The 20962-nt window shown below is 74.2% G+C and carries 20 protein-coding genes; 7 read left to right on the top strand and 13 right to left on the bottom strand.

The window, feature by feature from the left end; genetic code table 11:
• Positions 1–71: 71 nt before the first annotated feature.
• The gene (gene pdxR, locus E4U91_RS21265; RefSeq protein WP_137308305.1) at positions 72–1454 is read right to left on the bottom strand and encodes a MocR-like pyridoxine biosynthesis transcription factor PdxR; all 1383 of its coding nucleotides are present in this window, start codon (positions 1452–1454) and stop codon (positions 72–74) included.
• A 47-nt stretch (positions 1455–1501) separates the two neighbouring features.
• Between pdxR and E4U91_RS21260 the strand changes: the two genes are divergently transcribed.
• The 3 genes from E4U91_RS21260 to E4U91_RS21250 are packed head-to-tail and all read left to right on the top strand — an operon-like array spanning position 1502 to position 3254.
• A complete protein-coding gene (locus tag E4U91_RS21260; RefSeq protein ID WP_137308304.1) occupies positions 1502–2044 on the top strand; it encodes a carboxymuconolactone decarboxylase family protein in 543 nt (180 codons plus the stop codon).
• On the top strand, positions 2041–2487 hold the full coding sequence (locus E4U91_RS21255) for a carboxymuconolactone decarboxylase family protein (RefSeq protein ID WP_137308303.1): 447 nt from the start codon (positions 2041–2043) through the stop codon (positions 2485–2487). The genes E4U91_RS21260 and E4U91_RS21255 overlap by 4 nt, the downstream gene beginning before the upstream one ends.
• Positions 2484–3254, top strand: coding sequence for an isocitrate lyase/PEP mutase family protein (locus E4U91_RS21250; RefSeq protein WP_137308302.1), 771 nt, complete (start codon positions 2484–2486; stop codon positions 3252–3254). The genes E4U91_RS21255 and E4U91_RS21250 overlap by 4 nt, the downstream gene beginning before the upstream one ends.
• A 10-nt stretch (positions 3255–3264) precedes the next feature.
• On the opposite strand, the gene E4U91_RS21245 is transcribed toward E4U91_RS21250, so the two are convergent.
• Positions 3265–4197, bottom strand: a complete 933-nt coding sequence (locus E4U91_RS21245) for a LysR family transcriptional regulator (protein WP_137308301.1) — start codon at positions 4195–4197, stop codon at positions 3265–3267.
• 93 nt (positions 4198–4290) lie between these two features.
• Here E4U91_RS21245 and E4U91_RS21240 point away from each other — a divergent pair, with 93 nt between their 5' ends.
• Entirely contained in the window at positions 4291–5688 is a 1398-nt protein-coding gene (locus E4U91_RS21240) for an MFS transporter (protein ID WP_137308300.1), read from the top strand.
• 250 nt (positions 5689–5938) lie between these two features.
• Here the strand turns inward: E4U91_RS21240 and E4U91_RS21235 are convergent, their stop codons facing one another.
• The 4 genes from E4U91_RS21235 to E4U91_RS21220 form a co-directional block, all read right to left on the bottom strand.
• Positions 5939–6928, bottom strand: a complete 990-nt coding sequence (locus tag E4U91_RS21235; RefSeq protein ID WP_137308299.1) for a malate dehydrogenase — start codon at positions 6926–6928, stop codon at positions 5939–5941.
• A 288-nt stretch (positions 6929–7216) separates the two neighbouring features.
• Entirely contained in the window at positions 7217–7714 is a 498-nt protein-coding gene (locus E4U91_RS21230; protein ID WP_137308298.1) for a helix-turn-helix domain-containing protein, read from the bottom strand.
• Positions 7715–7946: 232 nt separating this feature from the next.
• Positions 7947–8624, bottom strand: coding sequence for a DUF3017 domain-containing protein (locus tag E4U91_RS21225; RefSeq protein ID WP_241678647.1), 678 nt, complete (start codon positions 8622–8624; stop codon positions 7947–7949).
• A complete protein-coding gene (locus E4U91_RS21220) occupies positions 8614–9468 on the bottom strand; it encodes a bifunctional methylenetetrahydrofolate dehydrogenase/methenyltetrahydrofolate cyclohydrolase (RefSeq protein WP_137308297.1) in 855 nt (284 codons plus the stop codon). Before E4U91_RS21220 ends, E4U91_RS21225 begins: the two co-directional genes overlap by 11 nt.
• A 253-nt stretch (positions 9469–9721) precedes the next feature.
• Here E4U91_RS21220 and E4U91_RS21215 point away from each other — a divergent pair, with 253 nt between their 5' ends.
• Entirely contained in the window at positions 9722–10324 is a 603-nt protein-coding gene (locus tag E4U91_RS21215) for an RDD family protein (RefSeq protein WP_137308296.1), read from the top strand.
• Between the two features lie 121 nt (positions 10325–10445).
• Here E4U91_RS21215 and purH read toward each other — a convergent pair whose 3' ends face one another.
• Positions 10446–12008, bottom strand: coding sequence for a bifunctional phosphoribosylaminoimidazolecarboxamide formyltransferase/IMP cyclohydrolase (gene purH, locus E4U91_RS21210; RefSeq protein WP_137308295.1), 1563 nt, complete (start codon positions 12006–12008; stop codon positions 10446–10448).
• Positions 12005–12634, bottom strand: a complete 630-nt coding sequence (gene purN / locus E4U91_RS21205; RefSeq protein WP_137308294.1) for a phosphoribosylglycinamide formyltransferase — start codon at positions 12632–12634, stop codon at positions 12005–12007. Before purN ends, purH begins: the two co-directional genes overlap by 4 nt.
• 296 nt (positions 12635–12930) lie before the next feature.
• Between purN and E4U91_RS21200 the strand changes: the two genes are divergently transcribed.
• A complete protein-coding gene (locus tag E4U91_RS21200) occupies positions 12931–13761 on the top strand; it encodes a hypothetical protein (RefSeq protein WP_137308293.1) in 831 nt (276 codons plus the stop codon).
• 16 nt (positions 13762–13777) lie between these two features.
• Here the strand turns inward: E4U91_RS21200 and E4U91_RS21195 are convergent, their stop codons facing one another.
• The gene (locus tag E4U91_RS21195) at positions 13778–15697 is read right to left on the bottom strand and encodes a cell division protein PerM (protein WP_137308292.1); all 1920 of its coding nucleotides are present in this window, start codon (positions 15695–15697) and stop codon (positions 13778–13780) included.
• Positions 15698–15792: 95 nt separating this feature from the next.
• Between E4U91_RS21195 and E4U91_RS21190 the strand changes: the two genes are divergently transcribed.
• Positions 15793–16656 carry an RNA polymerase sigma factor gene (locus tag E4U91_RS21190; RefSeq protein ID WP_241678646.1) on the top strand — a complete coding sequence of 288 codons (864 nt, stop codon included), beginning with the start codon at positions 15793–15795 and terminating at the stop codon, positions 16654–16656.
• 87 nt (positions 16657–16743) lie between these two features.
• Here the strand turns inward: E4U91_RS21190 and sucD are convergent, their stop codons facing one another.
• The 4 genes from sucD to E4U91_RS21170 form a co-directional block, all read right to left on the bottom strand.
• Positions 16744–17628: a succinate--CoA ligase subunit alpha gene (sucD, locus tag E4U91_RS21185; RefSeq protein WP_137308290.1), complete on the bottom strand. Its 885-nt coding sequence runs from the start codon at positions 17626–17628 to the stop codon at positions 16744–16746.
• Positions 17629–17654: 26 nt separating this feature from the next.
• Positions 17655–18833, bottom strand: coding sequence for an ADP-forming succinate--CoA ligase subunit beta (sucC, locus tag E4U91_RS21180; protein WP_137308289.1), 1179 nt, complete (start codon positions 18831–18833; stop codon positions 17655–17657).
• Between the two features lie 529 nt (positions 18834–19362).
• Entirely contained in the window at positions 19363–19755 is a 393-nt protein-coding gene (locus E4U91_RS21175; RefSeq protein WP_137308288.1) for a hypothetical protein, read from the bottom strand.
• Between the two features lie 107 nt (positions 19756–19862).
• On the bottom strand, positions 19863–20891 hold the full coding sequence (locus E4U91_RS21170) for a hypothetical protein (RefSeq protein WP_137308287.1): 1029 nt from the start codon (positions 20889–20891) through the stop codon (positions 19863–19865).
• Positions 20892–20962: the final 71 nt, after the last annotated feature.

Raw genomic sequence — 20962 nt, 5'->3', positions numbered from 1 at the left:
CTGATCAGCGGGCGCCCCTGAAGAGCCGCCCGCTCCTCTCGGTCACCCCGCCGCACAGCCCCCGTCCACCCCTACGGCAGCACCCGGCACAAGGCCTCCAGCGCCGCCGGCCAGGCCCGGTCCGTCGGGCCTCCGTAGCCCACCACCAGGGCGTCCAGGAGGTCGGCGCGGGCCTCGGTGTGGCGGAAGCGGGACAGGCCCATCAGGGCGAGGCCCTGCCACGCGGCGGCGCGCACGACGGAGTCCTCGATGCCGGGCGGGAGCTGGAGCACGGCGTGCAGTCCGGCGGCGATCCCGGTCACCCGCACGTCCGGCGCCTGGGCGGCGACCGCCTCGACCAGGGCGTCCCGGCGGCGCCGGTACCGCAGCCGGGAGGCGCGGACATGACGGTCGTAGGCCCCGGAGGTCAGGAACTCGGCGAGGGTCAGCTGGTCGAGCACGCCCGTCGTGGGGCTGCCGACGAGCCGGGTCACCTCCCGGGTGAGGGACGGCGGCAGGACCAGCCAGGCGAGGCGCAGTCCCGGGGCGAGGGACTTGCTGGCGGTGCCGAGGTAGGCGACGTGGTCGGGCCCGAGGTCCTGGAGCGCGCCGACGGGCTGCCGGTCGTAGCGGAACTCCCCGTCGTAGTCGTCCTCCAGGACCAGCCCGCCGGTGCGCCGCGCCCAGTCGACGGCGGCGGCCCGCCGCTCGGGCCGCAGCGCGACGCCCATGGGGAACTGGTGGGCGGGGGTGAGCAGCACCGCGCCCTCGCCGTCCAGGTCCTCGGTGCGGGTGCCGTGCGCGTCGAAGGGCAGCGGCGCGGTGCGCAGCCCGGCCCGCTCCAGCAGGCTCCAGTGCGGCGGCAGGCCGTAGGACTCGACGGCGACGGTGCGCGCCCCGCGCGCGTGCAGGGCCTCGCCCAACAGCCGCAGCCCGTGGGCGAACCCGGAGCACACGACGATGTGCTCGGGGTCGGCGCGCACGCCCCGGGCCCGGGAGAGGTAGGCGGCGAGCGCGGTGCGCAGTTCGGCGCGGCCGCGGGGGTCGCCGTAGCCGAGGGCGTCGTTCGGGGCGGCGTTCAGGGCGCGGCGGGCGGCCCTGAGCCACTCAGCGCGCGGGAACGCGGCGAGGTCGGGGGTGCCGGCGTCGAGGCTGTGGGTGGGGCGGCCGGGCGCGCGCGGGTGCGGCGGCGGCGCGGGCGGCGCGGACACCGCCCGGTCGGCGACCCGCGTGCCGGAGCCCTGGCGGGCGGTCAGCCAGCCCTCGGCCACCAGGTCGGCGTACGCGTCGGCGACGGTGTTGCGGGCGATGCCGAGGTCGGCGGCGAGCGAGCGCGAGGACGGCAGACGGGTGCCGGGCGCGAGGCGCCCGCTGCGCACGGCCTCGCGCAGCGCGTCGGTCAGTCCGCGCCGCACCCGCGGCCCGGTCGGCCTCAGGTGCAGGTCGACACCCAGAGTGGCCCATGATTCCGGCATGGGAATGGACCATACTCCTGGGCTGCTTCGCTCCTAGGGTCGAGGGCATGAGTGCACAGACCACCACCCCCGACACCCCCGCAGACACCCCCGCCCCCACCGCGGACAACACCGCCCGCGCCGCCGAGCACGCCCCGCGCCTGTCCTGGACCGAGCGCGCCCCGGAGGTCTACAAGGCCATGGTCCGGCTGGACGCGGCCGCCCGGCGGGGCCTGGACCCGACGCTGTACGAGCTGGTCAAGATCCGCGCGTCGCAGATCAACCACTGCGCGTTCTGCCTGGACATGCACACCAAGGACGCCCTGGCGGCGGGCGAGAGCGTCGAGCGGATCATCCAGCTCAGCGCGTGGGAGGAGTCGCGGCACTTCTACACGGAGAAGGAGCTGGCCGCGATCGAGCTGACCGAGGCGGTCACCGTGCTCACCGACGGCTTCGTGCCGGACGAGGTCTACGAGCGGGCGGCGCGCCACTTCGAGGAGACCGAGCTGGCGCAGCTGATCGCCGCGATCACGGTGATCAACGCCTGGAACCGGTTCGGCGTGAGCACCCGCATGACGCCGGGCCACTACCAGCCGGGGCAGCACGCGTGACGACGCGCACGGGACACCTGGACCAGGCCGTCGCCCGGGCGCTGTCCGGGCTGAGCGCCGCCGCGAAGAAGGGCCTCGGCGACCCGGCGCTGGCCGAGCTGGTCGTCATCCGGGCCTCGCAGCTCAACCACTGCGCGTTCTGCCTGGACATGCACCTGCGGATCGCCCGGGAGCACGGCGTGCCCGAGCGGCAGCTCGACCTGCTCGCCGCCTGGGAGGAGGCCGGGGACGTCTTCGACGAGCGGGAGCGGGCCGCGCTCGCGCTGACCGAGGCGGTCACCGTGCTCACCGACGGCTTCGTGCCGGACGAGGTGTACGAGCGGGCGGCCCGCCACTTCGACGGGACCGCGCTCGCCCACCTGATCGGGCTGGTCGTGGCGATCAACAACTGGAACCGGGTGATGGTGAGCCGCCGGATCCCGCCCGGGGGGTACACCCCGTGAGTGCCCCGCAGACGCCCGGCGGACCGTCGGGCACGGGCAGGGCGGCGAGGTTCCGCGCCCTGCACCGGCGCCCCTCCCCCGACGACCCGCTGGTCCTGGCCGGCCCCTGGGACGCGGCGGCCGCGCGGGTGTGCGCCGACGCGGGCTTCCCCGCGCTCGCCACTCCCAGCGCGGGCGTGGCCGCTTCCCTCGGGTACGCGGACGGCGAGACACCGCCCGAGGAGATGTTCGCGGCCGTGGCCCGCATCGCCCGGGCCGTGGACGTGCCGGTCTCCGCGGACGTCGAGGACGGGTACGGGCTGGCGCCGAAGGAGCTGGTGGAGCGGCTGCTGGAGGCGGGCGCGGTCGGCTGCAACCTGGAGGACTCGGCCGGGGGCGTCCTGAAGGACCCGCGGGCGCACGCCGACTGGCTGGCCGAGGTGTGCGCCGCGGCCGGCGACGACCTGTTCGTCAACGCCCGCGTCGACACGTTCGTCCGTGGCGTCACCGACCCCGACCGGGCCATCGAGCGGGCCGCGCTGTACGTCGCCGCGGGCGCCGGCTGCGTGTACCCGATCGGCGCCCCGGTGGACGTGCTGCCGCTGCTGCGGTCCGGCATCCAGGGCCCGGTCAACGTGTTCGCCCGGCCCGACGGGGGGCCCGCCCCGTCCGAGCTGGGCGAACGGGGCGCCACCCGCGTCACCTTCGGGCCGGGCCTGCAACGGCTGGCGGCGGCGGCCCTGGCGGAGATCGCCGCCGACCTGGCGCCCCGCGGCACCGGCAGCTGACCCGGGCGGCTCAGCGGGCCGTCGGCCGGGCGGCCGACCAGTCCCGCACCAGGTCGCGCACGGTCCCGCGCAGCCAGGCGTGGGCCGGGTCGGCCTCGTGGCGCGGGTGCCAGGCCAGGCCGAGGCGCAACGGGGGCAGGGGCAGCGGGATCTCGAAGGGCACCAGACCGAGGGTGTCGGCGAGCGGCAGGCCCCAGGAGTGGACCAGGCCGACGAGGTCGGTCTCCCGGATGACGAACAGCGAGGCCGGGAGGGTGCCGACGGTGCCGGTCACCCGGCGGCGCAGCCCCAGCTCGGCGAGCGCGGCGTCGACGGGGCCGTGCAGCCGGCCGCGCCGGGAGACGATCAGGTGGTCGGCCGCCGCGAACCGCTCGGCCGTCACCTCCCCCTCCAGCAGCGGGTGTCCGGACCGCGCGACCCCGAGCATCCGGTCCTCGTGCAGGATCTCCACGTGCACCTCGGGCGCGGTGGAGTCGACCACGCCGACCTCGAGATCGGCGGTGCCGTCGCGCAGGAACGGCGCGTCCACGTGGCTCTCGCTGAGGAAGCGCAGCCGGATGCCGGGCGCCTCCTCGGCCGCGCGGGCGAAGAGCACCGCCCCGTGCGCGGCGGGCACGGCGTCGTGGCACAGGACCGTGAACGTCCGGCTGACGGTGCGCAGATCGGTGTCCGCGGCCGGTGCGAACAGCGCCCGCGCCCGCTCCACGACCGCACTCACCTCGGCGCGCACCGCGAGGGCGCGGGGGGTCGGCACCATGCGCCGCCCGGCCCGCACCAGCACCGGGTCGTCCAGCGCCCGGCGGATCCGGCCGAGCGTGCGGCTCATGGCCGGCTCGGACAAGTGCAGTCGGCGCGCGGCGCCCTGCACGCTCTGCTCCTCGAGCAGCACGTCCAGGGCGAGCAGCAGATTGAGGTCGATCCCGGTGGATTGCGTCATGTGCATGTATCCCCTGCAAAGGTTGCACTGGAGTGCAGGCCAGTGTCGCGCCTACGGTGACAGGGCATCCCACCCCTCGTCCAGCTCCCGGGAGGAGCCGTGCCCGCGCACGCCCTGAAACGCTCGACCCTGCTCACCCTGTGCGCCTGCGTGCTCGTCGCGCAGAGCATGGTGGCCGCCATCAACCTCCTCATCCCGCAACTGGGTTCGTCGTCCCTGCACCCCTCGCACACCGAGGTCCTGTGGACCGTCGACGCCTACGTCATCGTCTTCGCGGGCCTGCTCGTCCCGGCGGGCGCGCTCGGCGACCGGCACGGCCGCAAGGGCGCCCTGCTCGCCGGGCTGGCCCTGTTCGCCGCGGGCGCCGCGACCAGCGCGCTCGCCCCCGCCCCGGCCCTGCTGATCGCGGGCCGGGGCCTGTCCGGCGCGGGGGCGGCGCTGATCACCCCGGCGACGATGTCGATCCTGGTCCGGCTGGCCGGTCCCGAGCGCCGGGCGCAGGCGCTGGCGTCCTGGACGCTGGCCCTGGGCGTGGGCGGCCTCGCGGGCAACCTGGGCGGCGGCCTGGTCGGCCAGTTCCTGTCCTGGCGGGCGCTGTTCTGGGCGATGGTGCCGCTGGCTGCGGTGCTCGCCCTCGCCGTGGCGGTGACGACCCCGCGCACCGCCCGCTCCGCGCAGGGCAGCCCGGACCCGGTCGGCACGCTGCTGCTGACGGCCGGTCTGGTCGCCGTGCTGTTCGGCATCATCGAGGGCCCCGGCCACGGCTGGACCTCGGCGCGCATCTTGACGGCGTTCACGGCGGGCGCGCTGCTGCTGGCTGCCTTCACGCTGCACGCGCTGCGCTCGGCCGAACCCCTCTTCGACCCGCGGGTGTTCCGCTCCCGCGGCCTGCGCACGGCGACGCTGGGCCTCGCCACGGGCTTCTTCGGCCTGTTCGCGCTGTTCTTCGTCAACTCCCAGTACCTGCAGGAGGTGAAGGGCTTCCCGCCGGCCGTGACGGGCCTGGCGATCGTGCCGCTGATCGTCGGTATGGCGCTGGTGCCCCGGTTCGCGGCCCGCTGGGCGGCGCACCCACGTCCGGTGGTCGGCACCGGGCTCGCCCTGATCGGCCTGGGCCTGCTGGCCGCCTCCACGGCCGACGCGCACACGCCGTACCCGCTGTACGCGTGCTGGCTGCTGGTCCTGTCGGCCGGGACGGGCCTGGCCATGCCCGCGCTCACGCTGGGCGTGGTGGTGTCCCTGCCGGAGCACCGGGCGGGGCTCGGCTCGGGCCTCGGCACCTCGGCCCGGGAGGTCGGCGCTGCGCTCGGGGTCGCCGTGGCCGGGACCGCGCTCGCGGGCCACGCCGACTTCGCGTCCGGGATGGGCCCGGCGCTGCGGGTGGTGGGCACGGTGGTGCTGGTGGCGACGGCGGTCGTGGTGGCCGGCTACCGCGGCACGGGCGGCGCGGCCCCGGTGGCGTCCGGTACGGCGCCCGCGAAGGAGCCGGTGGCCTGAAACGGGACGAGTCCCGCCCCGCGCGATGCGGGACGGGACTCGTTTCTCGGAGCGCCGGGCAGGCCTTGCACCTGCATCTCCCCGCAGGAAGCGGGGCGTCTTTCCTTGGACCACCAACGCACAGTCGGCTTCCGGGACTTCCCGGCGGCCGGTGTGTGATCAACTATAGCGCATCTGCGGGCCGACGATCACACACCGGCCGGGTACGGGCTGTCGGCCGTACCCGGGGGCCCCGGCGGGCCGACGTGGCTCAGAGCAGGCCGAGGGAGCGGACCGCCTCGCGCTCCTCCGCGAGCTCCTTGACGGAGGCGTCGATCCGGGCGCGGGAGAACTCGTTGACCTCCAGGCCCTGGACGATCTCGAACCGGCCGTCCTTGGTGGTGACCGGGAAGGACGAGATGAGGCCCTCGGGGACGCCGTAGGAGCCGTCCGACGGGATGCCCATGGAGGTCCAGTCGCCCTCGGCGGTGCCGTTGACCCAGGTGTGGACGTGGTCGATGGCCGCGTTGGCCGCGGAGGCCGCGGAAGAGGCGCCCCGGGCCTCGATGATGGCGGCGCCGCGCTTGGCGACGGTCGGGATGAAGTCCTCGGCCAGCCACTTCTCGTCGTTGACGACCTCGGCGGCGTTCTTGCCGGCGACCGTGGCGTGGAAGATGTCCGGGTACTGGGTGGCGGAGTGGTTGCCCCAGATCGTCAGGCGCTTGATCTCCGAGACCGGCGTGTTCGTCTTCTTCGCGAGCTGGGTCAGCGCGCGGTTGTGGTCCAGGCGGGTCATCGCGGTGAAGCGGTCGGCCGGTACGTCCGGGGCGGCGGCCTGGGCGATCAGGGCGTTGGTGTTGGCCGGGTTGCCGACGACGAGGACCTTGATGTCGTCCGCGGCGTGGTCGTTGATGGCCTTGCCCTGGGGCTTGAAGATGCCGCCGTTGGCCTCCAGGAGGTCACCGCGCTCCATGCCCTTGGTGCGGGGGCGGGCGCCGACCAGGAGGGCGACGTTGGCGCCGTCGAAGGCGACGTTCGGGTCGTCGGTGATGTCGATGCCCTGGAGCAGCGGGAACGCGCAGTCGTCCAGCTCCATCGCGGTGCCCTCGGCGGCGCCGAGCGCCGGGGTGATCTCCAGCAGGCGCAGCTTGACCGGCACGTCCGCGCCGAGCAGCTGGCCGGAGGCGATGCGGAAGAGCAGGGCGTAACCGATCTGGCCGGCCGCGCCGGTGACGGTGACGTTCACGGGAGTGCGGGTCATGGCGTTCTCCGTATGACAGCTGGCGGGGGCGTCCCTGCCCCGGGGCGGGAACGGATGATCGATCTCTTGGCGTCAAGAGATCCACCGGTCAGGCTATCGCGCATCCGCCATCCCCGACCGCCGGGGCCGTGTGGCCCGTCCCACAGAGTGGACACCTCGTGGGGCGGCGGCCGCCGGTCCGGGAGGGGGGTGGACATGACGGCCGCCGTGGGGGGACCGGGCATCCGGGCTCCCGTGGGGGTACGGATCGCGTGCCCCGTCGGGGGCGCCCCATGCGCGCTCCGTCCGCTAGCCGAACACCAGGGCGGACACCAGTACGGCCACCAGGAGTACCGAGAGCAGCGCGACCGCCGCCAGCAGCAGGCGGCCGGGGCCCCGCGGCCGGTGGCCGGACGGGGCGTGTTCCTCCAGCCGCTCCCACCACGGGACGGTCGGGTCGTCCTCGTAGCCGCCGCCCTCGCCCCCGCCCCCGTGCCCGTCTCCCGGGCCGACGCCCTGCGCCGCCGCCGGACGCGGCCACGCCTCGACCGCCAACTCCCAGCGCACGCCGTGCCGTTCGGCGTCGGTGCCGGTCAGTCCGGCCACCCGGCACAGCGCCGCGACGGCGTGCCGGGGAGGGGGCTGGACGCCGTTGAGGTACCGCTGCCAGGAGGACTTGCTGTACGCGGTGCGCGCGCCGAGCGCGGCGAGGCTGAGTCCTGTGCCGTCCTTCAGCCGGCGCAGGTGGTCCACGAAGTGCCGTACCTCCGGCGGCAGCCCGTCCGGCAGCGGCTGCCAGGAACCCATCCCCCACCTCCACGGCGTCGTCCCCGGTCGCCCGGTCCGCCCGGCGCACCCGGCTCGTCCGGGTCCGCTCCGGGGGACGACGACGGACGGCTGTCCGGTTCCGTAGCGGAACGGTCACTTCCGTGCCACAGCGGGCTGACAGCTGTTGAACGGCACGTTCACCGTGCGGGAGCGTGGGACGCGTCGGCGGCCCGCCCTCGCTCGGGGGAGGGGACGGGCCGCCGACGTGCCGTCAGTTGCTGACCGTGAAGTGCAGGGTGTCCTTCAGGAACGGGATCTGCAGCCACGGATCGGGCTGCGCCATCAGCGCCAGCAGCACGATCGCGGCGCCCAGCACGCCGTACGTCACGATGTCGGTGAAGCGCGATCGCACGGCCAGCATGCCGACGCCCGGCAGCAGCCAGCGCAGGGCCGCACCGGCCAGCAGGGCGACGCCGATCAGGACACAGCCGACGCGGAACACGTCCAGCGCGGTCAGCAGCAGGCCCAGCGCCACCAGGCCCAGGACGGCGAGCATCGGCCACTGCCGGGCGGGCGCCGGCGCGTCCCGGGGAGCGGCCCGGCCGCCGCCCTCGGGGCGGGCGGTGTCCCGGGTGAACAGCGGGAAGCGGCGCGTGACACGGCGGGGCCGGCCCTCGGCGTCGGGTGCGCTGACCGGACCGCGGACCAGCGGCTTCTCGAACGCCTCGGCCCCCTCGGGCACGGGGCCGAGGGACCCGTCGGCGTCGTCGGGGCCCTGGGCGTCGTCCGGGTCCGGGGTACCGTCCTGGTCCGGGGCGCCGGGCGAGTCGGGGGTGTCCTGGGCGTCTTGGGCACCCTGGGTGTCCCGCGAGGGGGACGCGTCCTCCGTGGCGTCGGCGCCCTGCGGCGCGTCCTGGGCGCGGAGTTGCCGCCGTGGCTCAGCCGACACTGCGCTCCGCCGCCTCGACCACGTTGACGAGCAGCTGCGCGCGGGTCATCGGGCCGACCCCGCCGGGGTTCGGGGAGATCCAGGCGGCGACCTCGCGGACGTCGGGGTGGACGTCGCCCACGATCCGGCCCTCGGCGTTGCGCGAGACGCCGACGTCGAGGACGGCCGCACCGGGCTTGACGTCCTCCGCGCGGATCAGGTGCGCGGAGCCGGCCGCGGCCACGATGATGTCGGCGCGCTTGAGGTGCGCGGACAGGTCACGGGTGCCGGTGTGGCACTGGGTCACCGTGGCGTTCTCGCTGCGCCGGGTCATCAGCAGCGGCATCGGCCGGCCGATGGTCACACCGCGGCCGACGACCACCACTTCGGCGCCCTTGGTCTCCACGCCGTAGCGGCGCAGCAGCGTGAGCACGCCGTTGGGGGTGCAGGGCAGCGGGGCCGGCTCGTTGAGGACGAGGCGGCCGAGGTTCATCGGGTGCAGGCCGTCGGCGTCCTTGTCCGGGTCCATCAGCTCCAGGATGCGGTTCTCGTCGATGCCCCTGGGCAGCGGGAGCTGGACGATGTAACCGGTGCAGGACGGGTCCTCGTTCAGCTCGCGGACGACCGCCTCGATCTCCTCCTGCGTGGCCGTGGCGGGCAGTTCGCGCTGGATGGAGGCGATGCCGACCTCGGCGCAGTCGCGGTGCTTGCCGGCGACGTACTTCTGGCTGCCGGGGTCGTCACCGACCAGGATCGTGCCGAGGCCGGGCGTCACGCCCTTCTCCTTCAGCGCCGCCACACGGGCGGTCAGCTCGGACTTGATCTCGGCTGCGGTGGCCTTGCCATCGAGAATCTGGGCGGTCATGCCTCCATCCTCGCGGATGACCGGCCCCCGGTTCCAATCAGGGTGGCCCGCGGGCGGCCCGTTCGCCGTTCCCGTGGTGACCTCCGATGTTGCACTTGCACAACAGCCGTATATCCGACTGGACAAGTACTCGTCCGGCACATGACGATGAGCGGCGCATCACTGCGGTCCGGCAGGGGGACGAACCGCTCACGCCCACCCGTTCCTCCGCGGCATCCGCGACGTCCCCAGAGGCAACGGAGGAAACACAGTCATGAGCTTCGGCCAGCCCGGCGGCAACCCTTACGGGGAGCAGCCGCAGAACCCCCAGCAGCCCGGTTACCCGGCCTACCCGCAGGCCCCGCAGGGCATCCCGCCGCAGCAGGGCTACGGCTACCCCCAGCAGCAGCCCGGTTATCCGCAGCAGGGCTACGGCTACCCGCAGCAGCCGGGCTACGGCGCCCGCCCCGAGCTCGCCCACTGGGGCCTGCGGGTCGGCTCGTTCCTGCTCGACGGCCTGATCATCGCCGGCCCGATGTACGCGCTCATCGGCATCGCGGCCGCCATGGGCAGCGACTCGGCGGGCGGGGGCATCATCACGCTGATCGGCGTCCTGTACGCCATCGGCATGGGCTTCTACCAGCTGTACCTGGAGGGCAAGACCGGCCAGTCCACCGGCAAGAAGGTCGTCGGCACGCGCGTGCTGCGCGAGGCCGACGGCAGCACGCTGGGCTTCGGCATGGCCTTCGTCCGCCGCCTGGCGCACATCGTCGACGGCCTGCCCTGCTACCTCGGCTACCTGTGGCCGCTGTGGGACGACAAGAAGCAGACGTTCGCCGACAAGATGTGCTCGACCCTGGTGGTCCGCGCCCAGTGACCGGCGCCCGGCAGCACCGCACCACATGAGAGGGCCCGCCGACCGGAGGAACGGTCGGCGGGCCCTCTCATGCGCTCAGGGGCTCGGCCGGGCACGGCTCAGCGCTCAGCGGCTCAGCGGCTCAGTGGAAGAAGTGCCGCGTCCCCGTGAAGTACATCGTCACGCCCGCCTCCTTGGCGGCCTCCACGACCTGCTCGTCCCGGATCGAGCCGCCCGGCTGGACGATGGCCCGCACCCCGGCGCCGATCAGGATCTGCGGGCCGTCGGGAAAGGGGAAGAACGCGTCGGAGGCCGCATAGGCACCCCGGGCGCGCTCCTCACCGGCCCGCTCGACGGCCAGCTTGCAGGAGTCGACGCGGTTGACCTGGCCCATGCCGACGCCGACCGAGGCGCCGTCCTTGGCGAGCAGGATCGCGTTGGACTTCACCGCGCGGCAGGCCTTCCAGGCGAAGGCGAGCTGCTGGAGCTCCTCGGGGGACAGGGCCTCGCCGGACGCCAGCGTCCAGTGGGCCGGGTCGTCGCCCTCGGCCTGGAGCCGGTCGGCGACCTGGAGCAGCGCACCGCCGTCGATCGGCTTGACCTCGACCGGGCGGGCCGGGCCGTCGGGACAGCGCAGCACCCGGATGTTCTTCTTCTTGGTGAGGGCCTCCAGGGCCCCCTCCTCGTAGTCCGGGGCGACGATGACCTCGGTGAAGATCTCCGCGACCTGCTCCGCCATCTCCTTGCTGACCGGCCGGTTGACGGCGATGACCCCGCCGAACGCGGACAGCGGGTCGCACGCGTGCGCCTTGCGGTGCGCCTCGGCGACGTCCGAACCGACCGCGATGCCACAGGGGTTGGCGTGCTTGATGATCGCGACGCAGGGCTCGGCGTGGTCGTACGCGGCACGGCGGGCGGCGTCCGTGTCCGTGTAGTTGTTGTACGACATCTCCTTGCCGTGCAGCTGCTCGGCGGCCGCGAGCCCGCCCTCGCCGGAGGTGTAGAGGGCGGCGGGCTGGTGCGGGTTCTCGCCGTAGCGCAGGGTGTGCGCGCGCTGCAGCGAGGAGGCGACGAACTCGGGGAACTGCGAGTCGTCGGCGGGGGCGTAGGAGGACGCGAACCAGGAGGAGACGGCGATGTCGTACTCCGCCGTGTGCCGGAACGCCTCGGCGGCCAGGCGCTTGCGGGCGGCGAGGTCGAAGCCGCCGTCCTTGACGGCCGCGAGGACGTCGGCGTACCGGCCGGGGCTGGTGACCACGGCGACGGAGGGGTGGTTCTTGGCGGCGGCGCGGACCATCGACGGGCCGCCGATGTCGATCTGCTCCACGCACTCGTCCGGGGTGGCGCCGGAGGCGACGGTCTCGCGGAACGGGTAGAGGTTGACCACGACGAGGTCGAACGGCTCCACGCCCAGCTCGGCGAGCTGCTCGCGGTGGCTGTCCAGGCGCAGGTCGGCGAGGATGCCGGCGTGCACCTTCGGGTGCAGGGTCTTGACCCGGCCGTCCAGGCACTCGGGGAAGCCGGTCAGCTCCTCGACCTTGGTAACGGGGACACCGGCGGCGGCGATACGGCCGGCCGTCGACCCGGTGGAGACCAGCTCCACGCCGGCCTCGTGCAGCCCGCGGGCCAGCTCCTCCAGGCCAGTCTTGTCGTAGACGCTGACGAGCGCGCGACGAATGGCCCGCTTGTTGCTCTCGGCGGTCACTGGATAACTACCTTTCGTCCCTCAATGCGATAGCCGTTGCGGGCGAGCCGCCCCACGACCTCGACGAGCAGCCTTCGCTCGACGTCCTTGATGCGCTCGTGCAGAGCGCTCTCGTCGTCCTCGTCCCGGACCTCCACCACGCCCTGCGCGATGATCGGCCCGGTGTCGACGCCGTCGTCGACGAAGTGGACGGTGCAGCCGGTGACCCTGGCGCCGTACGCGAGCGCGTCACGGACGCCGTGGGCGCCGGGAAAACTGGGCAGCAGCGCGGGGTGGGTGTTCACGAACCGCCCGCCGAACCGCGCGAGGAACTCCTTGCCCACGATCTTCATGAACCCGGCGGACACCACCAGGTCCGGCTCGTGCGCGCCGACGGCCTCCGCGAGCGCGGCGTCCCACGCCTCGCGGCTGTCGTGGTCCTTGACCCGGCACACGAAGGTGGGCAGCCCGGCGCGCTCGGCGCGGGCCAGCCCCTCGATGCCGTCCCGGTCCGCCCCGACGGCGACGACCCGCGCTCCGTACGACTCGGCTCCGGTGCGCTCGATCTCGTCGAGCAGCGCCTGCAGGTTGGTGCCTGATCCGGAGACCAGGACGACGAGGCGCTTGGCCACGGGCTTGGCGGCCACGGTGGGGCCCTTTCTCGGGGAAGCGGTGGCGCGGTCGGCGTGCGTACGGCCGCTTTGTACGGTCGTACGAATGCTTCGCGCCCCCGGATACGGGGAAGTCTACGAAGCGGCCGACCGTCAGCAACGATACCGGCACTCCGGACGGCCCCCGTGGGACGGGGGCGTGGCCGGAAGGTAGCGTCTGCGGGAGCGGTCCCGGGAACGCCGTGGAGGCACGGCACGTTCCCCGGGTGAACGCTCACGAAGACAGCAATTCTTCGGTCACCTATTGGTCACCTAGGGGAAGACGCCTTTTGATGCCGGACCGCAGCCTGCGACCCCTCACGTTCCCCCCGCACCCCGCCCAGGGAGGGGAGCGCGTCCCGGCGCTGCTGCGGGAGCGTCCGACGTCACCCCCCGACGCACCCGGCGCTTCCGACGAGCACCGCGGGGGCGGGGACCGGCCCGGCAGGGACCACGGGGCCGACGAGGACAACCCCTTCGCGCCGCCGCCCGAGGGCACCCCCGACCGCCCCTGGCAGCCCCGTCGCCCCGCCCAGGGCTCCGACGACGACCAGGGCCACCCCCCGGCGACCGGGCAGGACCCCTCCGGGCACGGTCCGGCCGGCGCCCCGTGGGGCAGCCAGTGGAGCGACCGCCAGCCCGGCCGCTCCTCCGGCGGCTTCGGCGAGCGTCCCGGCAGCGGCCCCGAGGGCCCGGCCGGCGCCGGCGCACCCGGCCCGCGCTGGGACCCCATGGACCCCGCCCAGCGCCGGGCGCGCTACGCCCTGCTCAGCGGCATGTGGGGCTTCTTCTTCGCCCTGTTCGGCTGGCCCTACGTCGCCCTGCTGCTGGGCGCGCTCGCCCTGTACTGGGGCATCAGCGCCCTGCGCGCCAAGCCCCGCACCCCGGACCCGGAGACCCCGGCCGCGCCCGAGCCGCCCGGCCGCCCGAAGACCACGGCGGCGATCACCGGCCTGGTCACGGCGTCCCTCGCGCTGGCCCTGGTCGCGGTGGGCTTCACGGCCCAGCTGGTGTACCAGGACTACTACACGTGCACGAAGGACGCCCTGACCCACGAGGCGAGGCAGTCCTGCAGCGACCTGCTGCCGAAGGAACTGCGGGGCGTGCTGGGGACGAACGGGTAGCGGGGCGGGAGGACGGTCAGGACGTGCCCCGGTCCTGGGGGGACGGGGGCGCGGGGGGTTCGGCTTCGGCTTCGGCTTCGGCTTTCACTGTGGGAGGTTCCGGCTCGGTGTTCGCCGGGGCCTCTGGTTCCGGGGTGCGTTGCCTCAGCTCGTCCCGCAGCGCGTCCCACCGTGCCCGCAGCGCCTCGTCCCGCCAGACGTCCTCCACCGGCTCGTCCGCCGGGAGCAGGTCGTAGGCCTCGGACTCCTTCGGGTGCGGCACGGGCCGCGGGCTCGGGGGCGCGGTCGCTTCGGGGGCCACGGGGGTCACCGTCTTCTTCCGGAGGGTCACGCCGTCCCTGGGGGCCACCACGGGTGTCCTGGGGGACTTGGAGGGGCCCGACAGCTTGGACGGCTTGGCCGGTTTGGCAGGTTTGGCCGGGGTGGAGGACTTGGCGGCCGTCGCCTTGGAGGGCTCGGTCGCCTTCGGAGGGGCCGCCTTCTGCGGCGTCGCCCTGGAAGCCTCCGTCGTTCGGAAAGCCGTCGTCGTTCGGGAAGCCGTCGCCCTGGCCTCTGCCAGGGAGAGCGCCCTGGAAGCCTCCTCGGCGGCCTTGGCCGCGGCCTTGGTCACGGCCTTGGTGGCCGCCGCCGTCCGCCACCGCGCGACCCACCCGCCGCACACCCGGACCACCACCGCCACCGGCACCGCCACCCCCACGCCCCAGGCCAGCGCCGCGCCCCCGACCTGCCACCACACGGGCCCGAACCGCGCCAGCACCCCCACGCCCAGCGGGCCGCCGGCCATCCCCGCCGCCACCGCCAGCACCGCCGCGCACACCGCCGCGGCCAGCCCGGCGATCACCGCGGTCCGCCGCACGGACCACCGCATCCCGCCCCGCCCCACGAACCACCCCATCGTCACCCCGGCCGCCAGGGGCACCACCCCGGCCGCCCAGTTCCACGGGGTCCCGGCCCCGGCGTCCGGCACGGCCGCCAGCAGCGGGAACGGCGGCAGCATCGGCGCCGGGTCGGACACCCACGGCCCCACCCCGTGCCCGGCGCCCAGCGCGAACCCCGGCCCGAGCGCGTACGCCGCCCCCCACACCGCCGCGTTGGGCACCAGCGTCACGCACAGCAGCAGCACCGCGCACCGCCCGGACCACCCCTCGGTCAGCCGCAGGAACGCCTCCCGGGCCACGTCCCCGTGCCACACCGACGACACGGCGACCAGCCCGGCCCCGCCCCCGACGGACACCGCCACCGCGGCCCCGGCCGCCCGCACGGCCACCAGGAACTTCTCCCGCCCCCGCGGGCCGAGCAGCACCCGCCGGGCCCCGGGCGGCAGCAGCCGCAGCAGCCGGTCGACGGGCCCGCGGGGACGGCCGTACGCCGTCCACACGCCCGTGCCGGCCGAGAGCGCGACGACCGTGGGCAGGCCGAGCACGGTCCAGGCCCAGGAGGGCCGCAGCGATCCGCCCGCCGCGTACAGGGCGGTGCCGGCGCCGACGGTCAGGTAGCCGAGGACGACGCCCGCCCACGCCGTACGGGCGCTCACCGGTGGGACGACGCCGTCCTCGTCGGCGTCCACGGCGTCGCGCGCCGCCCGGTGGACCAGCCACACGGGCACCACGGAGAGCAGCAGTGGAGTGACGCCGACCGGGGCGGGGACGCCGGAGAGGGTGTCGGCGCGGACCAGTTCGACCCCGTGGGCCAGGAGCCACAGCGCGGCGGCGACGTGCAGCGCGCCTCCCGGCCCGCTGTCGGGGTAGGGCGAGCTGATCCACAGCACCATCACCAGCACGGTGAGCGCGCCGAGCCCCAGCCCGGCCGCGACCGCCCCGCCCACCAGACCGGCGGCCAGGCCGGGCGAACGGTCGCGCACCCGGGTGAGCAGCTGCGAGGAGGACGGTCGGCGCGGGGAGGAACGGCGAGCGGTCATCGGGATCACGCCCGTCATGCTCCCAACGACACGCGCTTTTCCCGCGTACCCGACGAAGCCCGTTGTGTCGCTCAATATATGTTTATGTACTTTTTCGTACGAGAGGGTGCCCGGTGACCCAGAGTTCCGCCACCCCGCTCCCCGCCCCCGAGGAGCGCCGAGGCCCGTGCGGGGCGGCCTCCCTGACGCCCGCTCAGGCCTTCGACGCGCTCTACGCGCTCTGCGCCCCCGCCCTCGTACGGCAGACCTTCCTGCTCACCGGCCGCCGGGAACTCGCCCGTGAATCCGTCGAGCGGGCCTTCCAGTACGCCTGGGAGCGCTGGCCCGAGGTGGCCCGCGACCCCGATCCGCCGGGCTGGGTGCGGGCCGCGGCCCACGAGTACGCCCTCTCCCCCTGGCACCGGCTGCGCCCCCGCCACCGGCACCCCGAACCCCCGCCCGCCGCACCGCCCGACCGCGCGCTGCTCGAGGCGTTCCTGACGCTGCCCCCGACGTACCGCCGCACGGTGCTCCTCTACGACGGCGTCGGCCTGGACCTGCCGGAGACGGCGGCGGAGACGGAGGCGAGCACCCCGGCAGCGGCCCACCGCCTGCTGAACGGGCGCGCGGAGATCGCCGCGCTGCTGCCCGACCTCGCCGACCCCGCCGCACTGCACCGGCGGCTGACGGAGGTGGCCTCGGCGGAGCGGCTGCGGGCCGCGAAGCCGCCGGCCGTGCGCCTGGGCAGTGAGCGCCGCGCCCGGTTCTGGACCCGCGCGGCGGTCGCCTTCACGCTCGCCGTCATCGGCGCGACGGCGCTGACCCTGCGGACGGCTCCCACGAAGTACGAGGCCCCGGTGCCGGCCGGGGAGACGGTGCGCGGGGTCCCGCCCAAACCGGCCCCGGGCACGCTCTCGGACACGGAGCTGGAGCTGCGCGCGAAGCTGCGCGCGCAGACGGTCCACGGGCCGGAGAGGCTGCTGCCGGAGGCGCGGTGAGGCGGTCCCGGGACGCGGAAGGGTCCGCGTCCCGGGGGACGCGGACCCTTCCTGCTGCCGGTTGCCGGCCTGTCGTCACGCGTGACGTCAGGCGCTCAGGATCTCCCGGGCCAGCTTCGCCGTCTCGGTCGGCGTCTTGCCGACCTTGACGCCGGCGGCCTCGAGGGCCTCCTTCTTGGCCTGGGCGGTGCCGGAGGAGCCGGAGACGATGGCGCCGGCGTGGCCCATGGTCTTGCCCTCGGGCGCGGTGAAGCCCGCGACGTAGCCGACGACCGGCTTGGTCACGTTCTCCTTGATGAAGGCCGCGGCCCGCTCCTCGGCGTCGCCGCCGATCTCACCGATCATCACGATCAGGTCGGTGTCGGGGTCGTCCTGGAAGGCGGCCAGGGCGTCGATGTGCGTGGTGCCGATGATCGGGTCGCCACCGATGCCGACGGCGGTGGAGAAGCCGATGTCCCGCAGCTCGTACATCATCTGGTACGTCAGCGTGCCGGACTTCGACACCAGGCCGATGCGGCCCGGCTTGGTGATGTCGCCCGGGATGATGCCGACGTTCGACTGGCCCGGGGTGATGATGCCGGGGCAGTTCGGGCCGATGATCCGGGTCTTGTTGCCCTTCTTGCCGGCGTACGACCAGAAGGAAGCCGTGTCGTGCACGGCGATGCCCTCGGTGATCACGACGGCCAGCGGGATCTCGGCGTCGATGGCCTCGACGACCGCGTCCTTGGTGAACTTCTCCGGCACGAAGATGACGGAGACGTCGGCGCCGGTCTTCTCGATGGCCTCCTTGACGGTCCCGAAGACGGGTACCTCGGTGCCGTCGAAGTCCACGGTCTGACCCGCCTTGCGCGGGTTGACGCCGCCCACGACGTTCGTGCCGTCACCGAGCATGAGCTTGGTGTGCTTCATGCCGGTGGCGCCGGTCATGCCCTGGACGATGACCTTGCTGTCCTTGTTGAGCCAGATAGCCATGGTGGTGTGAGTCCTCGTCCTCGTGCTTACTTGGCGGCGGCCAGCTCGGCGGCCTTGTCGGCCGCGCCGTCCATGGTGTCGACGCGCTGCACCAGCGGGTGGTCGGCGTCCGTGAGGATCTTCCGGCCCAGCTCGGCGTTGTTGCCGTCGAGGCGGACGACGAGCGGCTTCTCGACCTTCTCGCCGCGGTCCTCCAGGAGCTTCAGGGCCTGCACGATGCCGTTGGCGACCTCGTCGCAGGCGGTGATGCCACCGAAGACGTTCACGAAGACGGACTTCACGTCCGGGTCGCCCAGGATGATCTCCAGGCCGTTCGCCATCACCTGGGCGGAGGCGCCGCCGCCGATGTCCAGGAAGTTGGCGGGCTTGACGCCGCCGTGCTTCTCACCGGCGTACGCGACGACGTCCAGGGTGCTCATGACGAGACCGGCGCCGTTGCCGATGATGCCGACCTCGCCCTCGAGCTTGACGTAGTTGAGGTTCTTCTCCTTGGCGGCGGCCTCGAGCGGGTTGGCCGCGGCCTTGTCGTGGAGCTCCTCGTACTCGGGGTGACGGAACTCGGCGTTGTCGTCGAGCGACACCTTGCCGTCCAGGGCGATGACGTCGCCGGAGGCGACCTTCGCCAGCGGGTTGACCTCGACGAGGAGGGCGTCCGACTTGATGAAGGTGTCCCACAGCTTGACGAGGACGTGCGCGACCTTGTCCGCGACCTCGGCCGGGAACTTGGCGGCCGCGACGATCTCGCGGGCCTTGGCCTCGTCCACACCGTCGATCGCGTCGATCGGCGTCTTGGCGACGGCGTCCGGACGGGTGGCCGCCACCTCCTCGATCTCCATGCCGCCCTCGACGGAGGCGATGGAGAGGAAGGTGCGGTTCGCACGGTCGAGGAGGAAGGAGACGTAGTACTCCTCGACGATCTCCGGAGCGGTCTCGGCGATCATCACCTTGTGGACCGTGTGGCCCTTGATGTCCATGCCGAGGATGTCCGTCGCGCGGGCGACGGCCTCGTCCGGGGAAGCGGCCAGCTTGACGCCACCGGCCTTGCCACGACCACCGACCTTCACCTGCGCCTTGACGACGGACTTGCCGCCCAGACGCTCGGTGATCTCGCGCGCCGCCTCAGGCGTGTCGATGACTTCACCGGCCAGCACCGGTACATCGTGCTTGGCGAAGAGGTCCCTCGCCTGGTACTCGAACAGGTCCACGCGCTTCCGTCCCTATCAGTGATCTCGCGGTTCGTTGGATGCGTGGGCGTGCCGCGAAGGGCAACGTGACGACGTCCGCATGTGTCACAAGGGATGCGCACACGGTGTCCGAGCGCGCGGCATGTCCGTCTCGCAGGTTATCGCTGCTTCCGGGGGCCCCCTAAATCGCGAGTCACACCTGAGCGGTGATACCTGTCACATGATGCCGCCCTCTCTGGCACGGGGTGCCGGAGGTGAGGTGGCGGGTGGGGTCGCGCGGCACGGGTCGGGGGTCGTTCCGCGGCGCGGAGTCGACTCGGGTCCCACCGGGCTGGGGTCGGCCCGGTGGGACCCGGGGCAGCCCCGGAGGGCTGCGGTCGGCGGGTCGTCGCCTCACCCCATGAGGGCGACCCGCCTCCTCCCCGCCCCGCCGCCCGAACGGGTCCGACGGCTTTCGGCCGTCCGGGCGGCGGATGCGGCGGAGCTTGGGGGGTGTGGGGGTGTGGGGGTGTGGGGGTGTGGGGGTGTGGGGGTGTGGGGGTGTGGGGGGTCAGCTCCCGTACGGGGTGGTGGGCGCGGTGCCGGTGGGGTTTTCACCGAACAGGTGGATGGGGTTCTCGCCGACGAAGTGGGTGGAGTTCTCACCGAACAGGTGGATGGGGTTCTCGCCGACGAAGTGGGTGGAGTTCTCACCGAACAGGTGGGCGGCGTCGCGCCGGCCCTGGGCGGGGGTCGTGTCGGCGAGCAGGGCGGCCGCCCGCTCCTGCAGGGCCATGGCGTGGGCCCGGGCCGTGGCGCGTGCCTTCTCCGTGGCCCGCGCGGCCCGCGCCGCACGGGCGCCCTGGATGGCCTGGGCGGCCCGACCCCTGGGGGTCCGTACGGCGGGGGCGGGGCCGGTGGCTCCGGCGGCCGTCATGAGGGAACGGTGGGTGTTCGTGGTCATGCGCGCGTCGCATCCTTAGGGGATTCCGAGACATCGGAAGGCTGGGGGACATTCCGGGGAACCACCCGTCCGGGCACAGGGGGTGCGGACGGGCGGGAAGGTCTTCCCTAAGCGGGGAAAACGGGAATGTCCCGGTACCTGTCCCGGGTCTCGGTCGCCTCCGCACCCACGGCACCGCCGGCCAGGAGCCGCAGCGTCACCGGGTGGTGCGGGGTCACGGCGTGCGCGTCACCGTGCCGCGGCGCGCCGTTGTCCATCGCGGGCGCGTTGCCCAGCACGCCGTCGGGGTGGCCGCTGCCCGGGGCGTGCTGCGCGGGAGCCGGCGGGCTCGGCCGCGCGCCGCCGTGGTGGGCGACGCCGTGCGCCGGCCTGTCGTCGGCGCTCTGACGCGGTGCGTCCCAGGGGCCGTAGGAGGTCCCTTGGGCACGGGTAGGGGCATGGGCAGGATCGACAGGCGTGGTCGTTTGCGTGGCCGCAGCGGCCCGCCCCTGTTCCGGCGCGTGCGGCGCCGGCGTCACCGGGGTGGCGCCCTGCTGCGGCAGCTCGTCGACCGGCGCGGGCAGCGTGGTCACCGGCGGCTCGGACCCGCCGGATCCGTCGGACCCGTCGGACGGCCCGGGCACACCCGGCAGGCCGGGCAGCTGGGGAAGCTTCGGCAGGGTCGGCTCCGACGGCACGGACGGGAGCCAGGGGAGCGACGGAAGCGACGGGAGCGTGGGCAACGCGGGGAGCGAGGGCAGGGTCGGGAGCGAGGGCGACGAGGACACCGGCGGTAGCTGCGCCTGCACCCGTCCCAGTCCCTCGGCCACCGACCGCACCACATGCCCGACGGGACGTGCGACGCCCTCCCCCACGATCCGCACGACCTGCCCGGTGGGAGGGGTGGTCCCCGCGGCGGCCGGGTCCGTCGGCGAGGCGGTCTCCCCGGCGGGGTCCGCCCCGTTCGGGGCGGGTTCAGCGACCGGCCGCGACCCGGTGTCCTGCGGACCCTCCGCGGCCTGCGCCTGCCCGCCGAAGAGGAGGCCCAGCGCGAACAGCCCGCCCACCAGCAGCAGCACCCGCAGCGCATGCCTGCCCACCGCCGTGCGCGCGACGCGCAGAGCGGCGGCTCGGGGCGGAGCCGTGGGCCGGAGCAAGACGGACGGGCCTCCGTTGCGGCGGTACGGGTCGGTGTCCTGACGAGCGGTCAGGGCACGGCCGGTGCCCC

Origin of the sequence: Streptomyces lasalocidi (assembly GCF_005280215.1) — a bacterium.
Taxonomy (GTDB): domain Bacteria; phylum Actinomycetota; class Actinomycetes; order Streptomycetales; family Streptomycetaceae; genus Streptomyces; species Streptomyces longwoodensis.
This window is presented reverse-complemented; position numbering and strand designations above follow the sequence as displayed.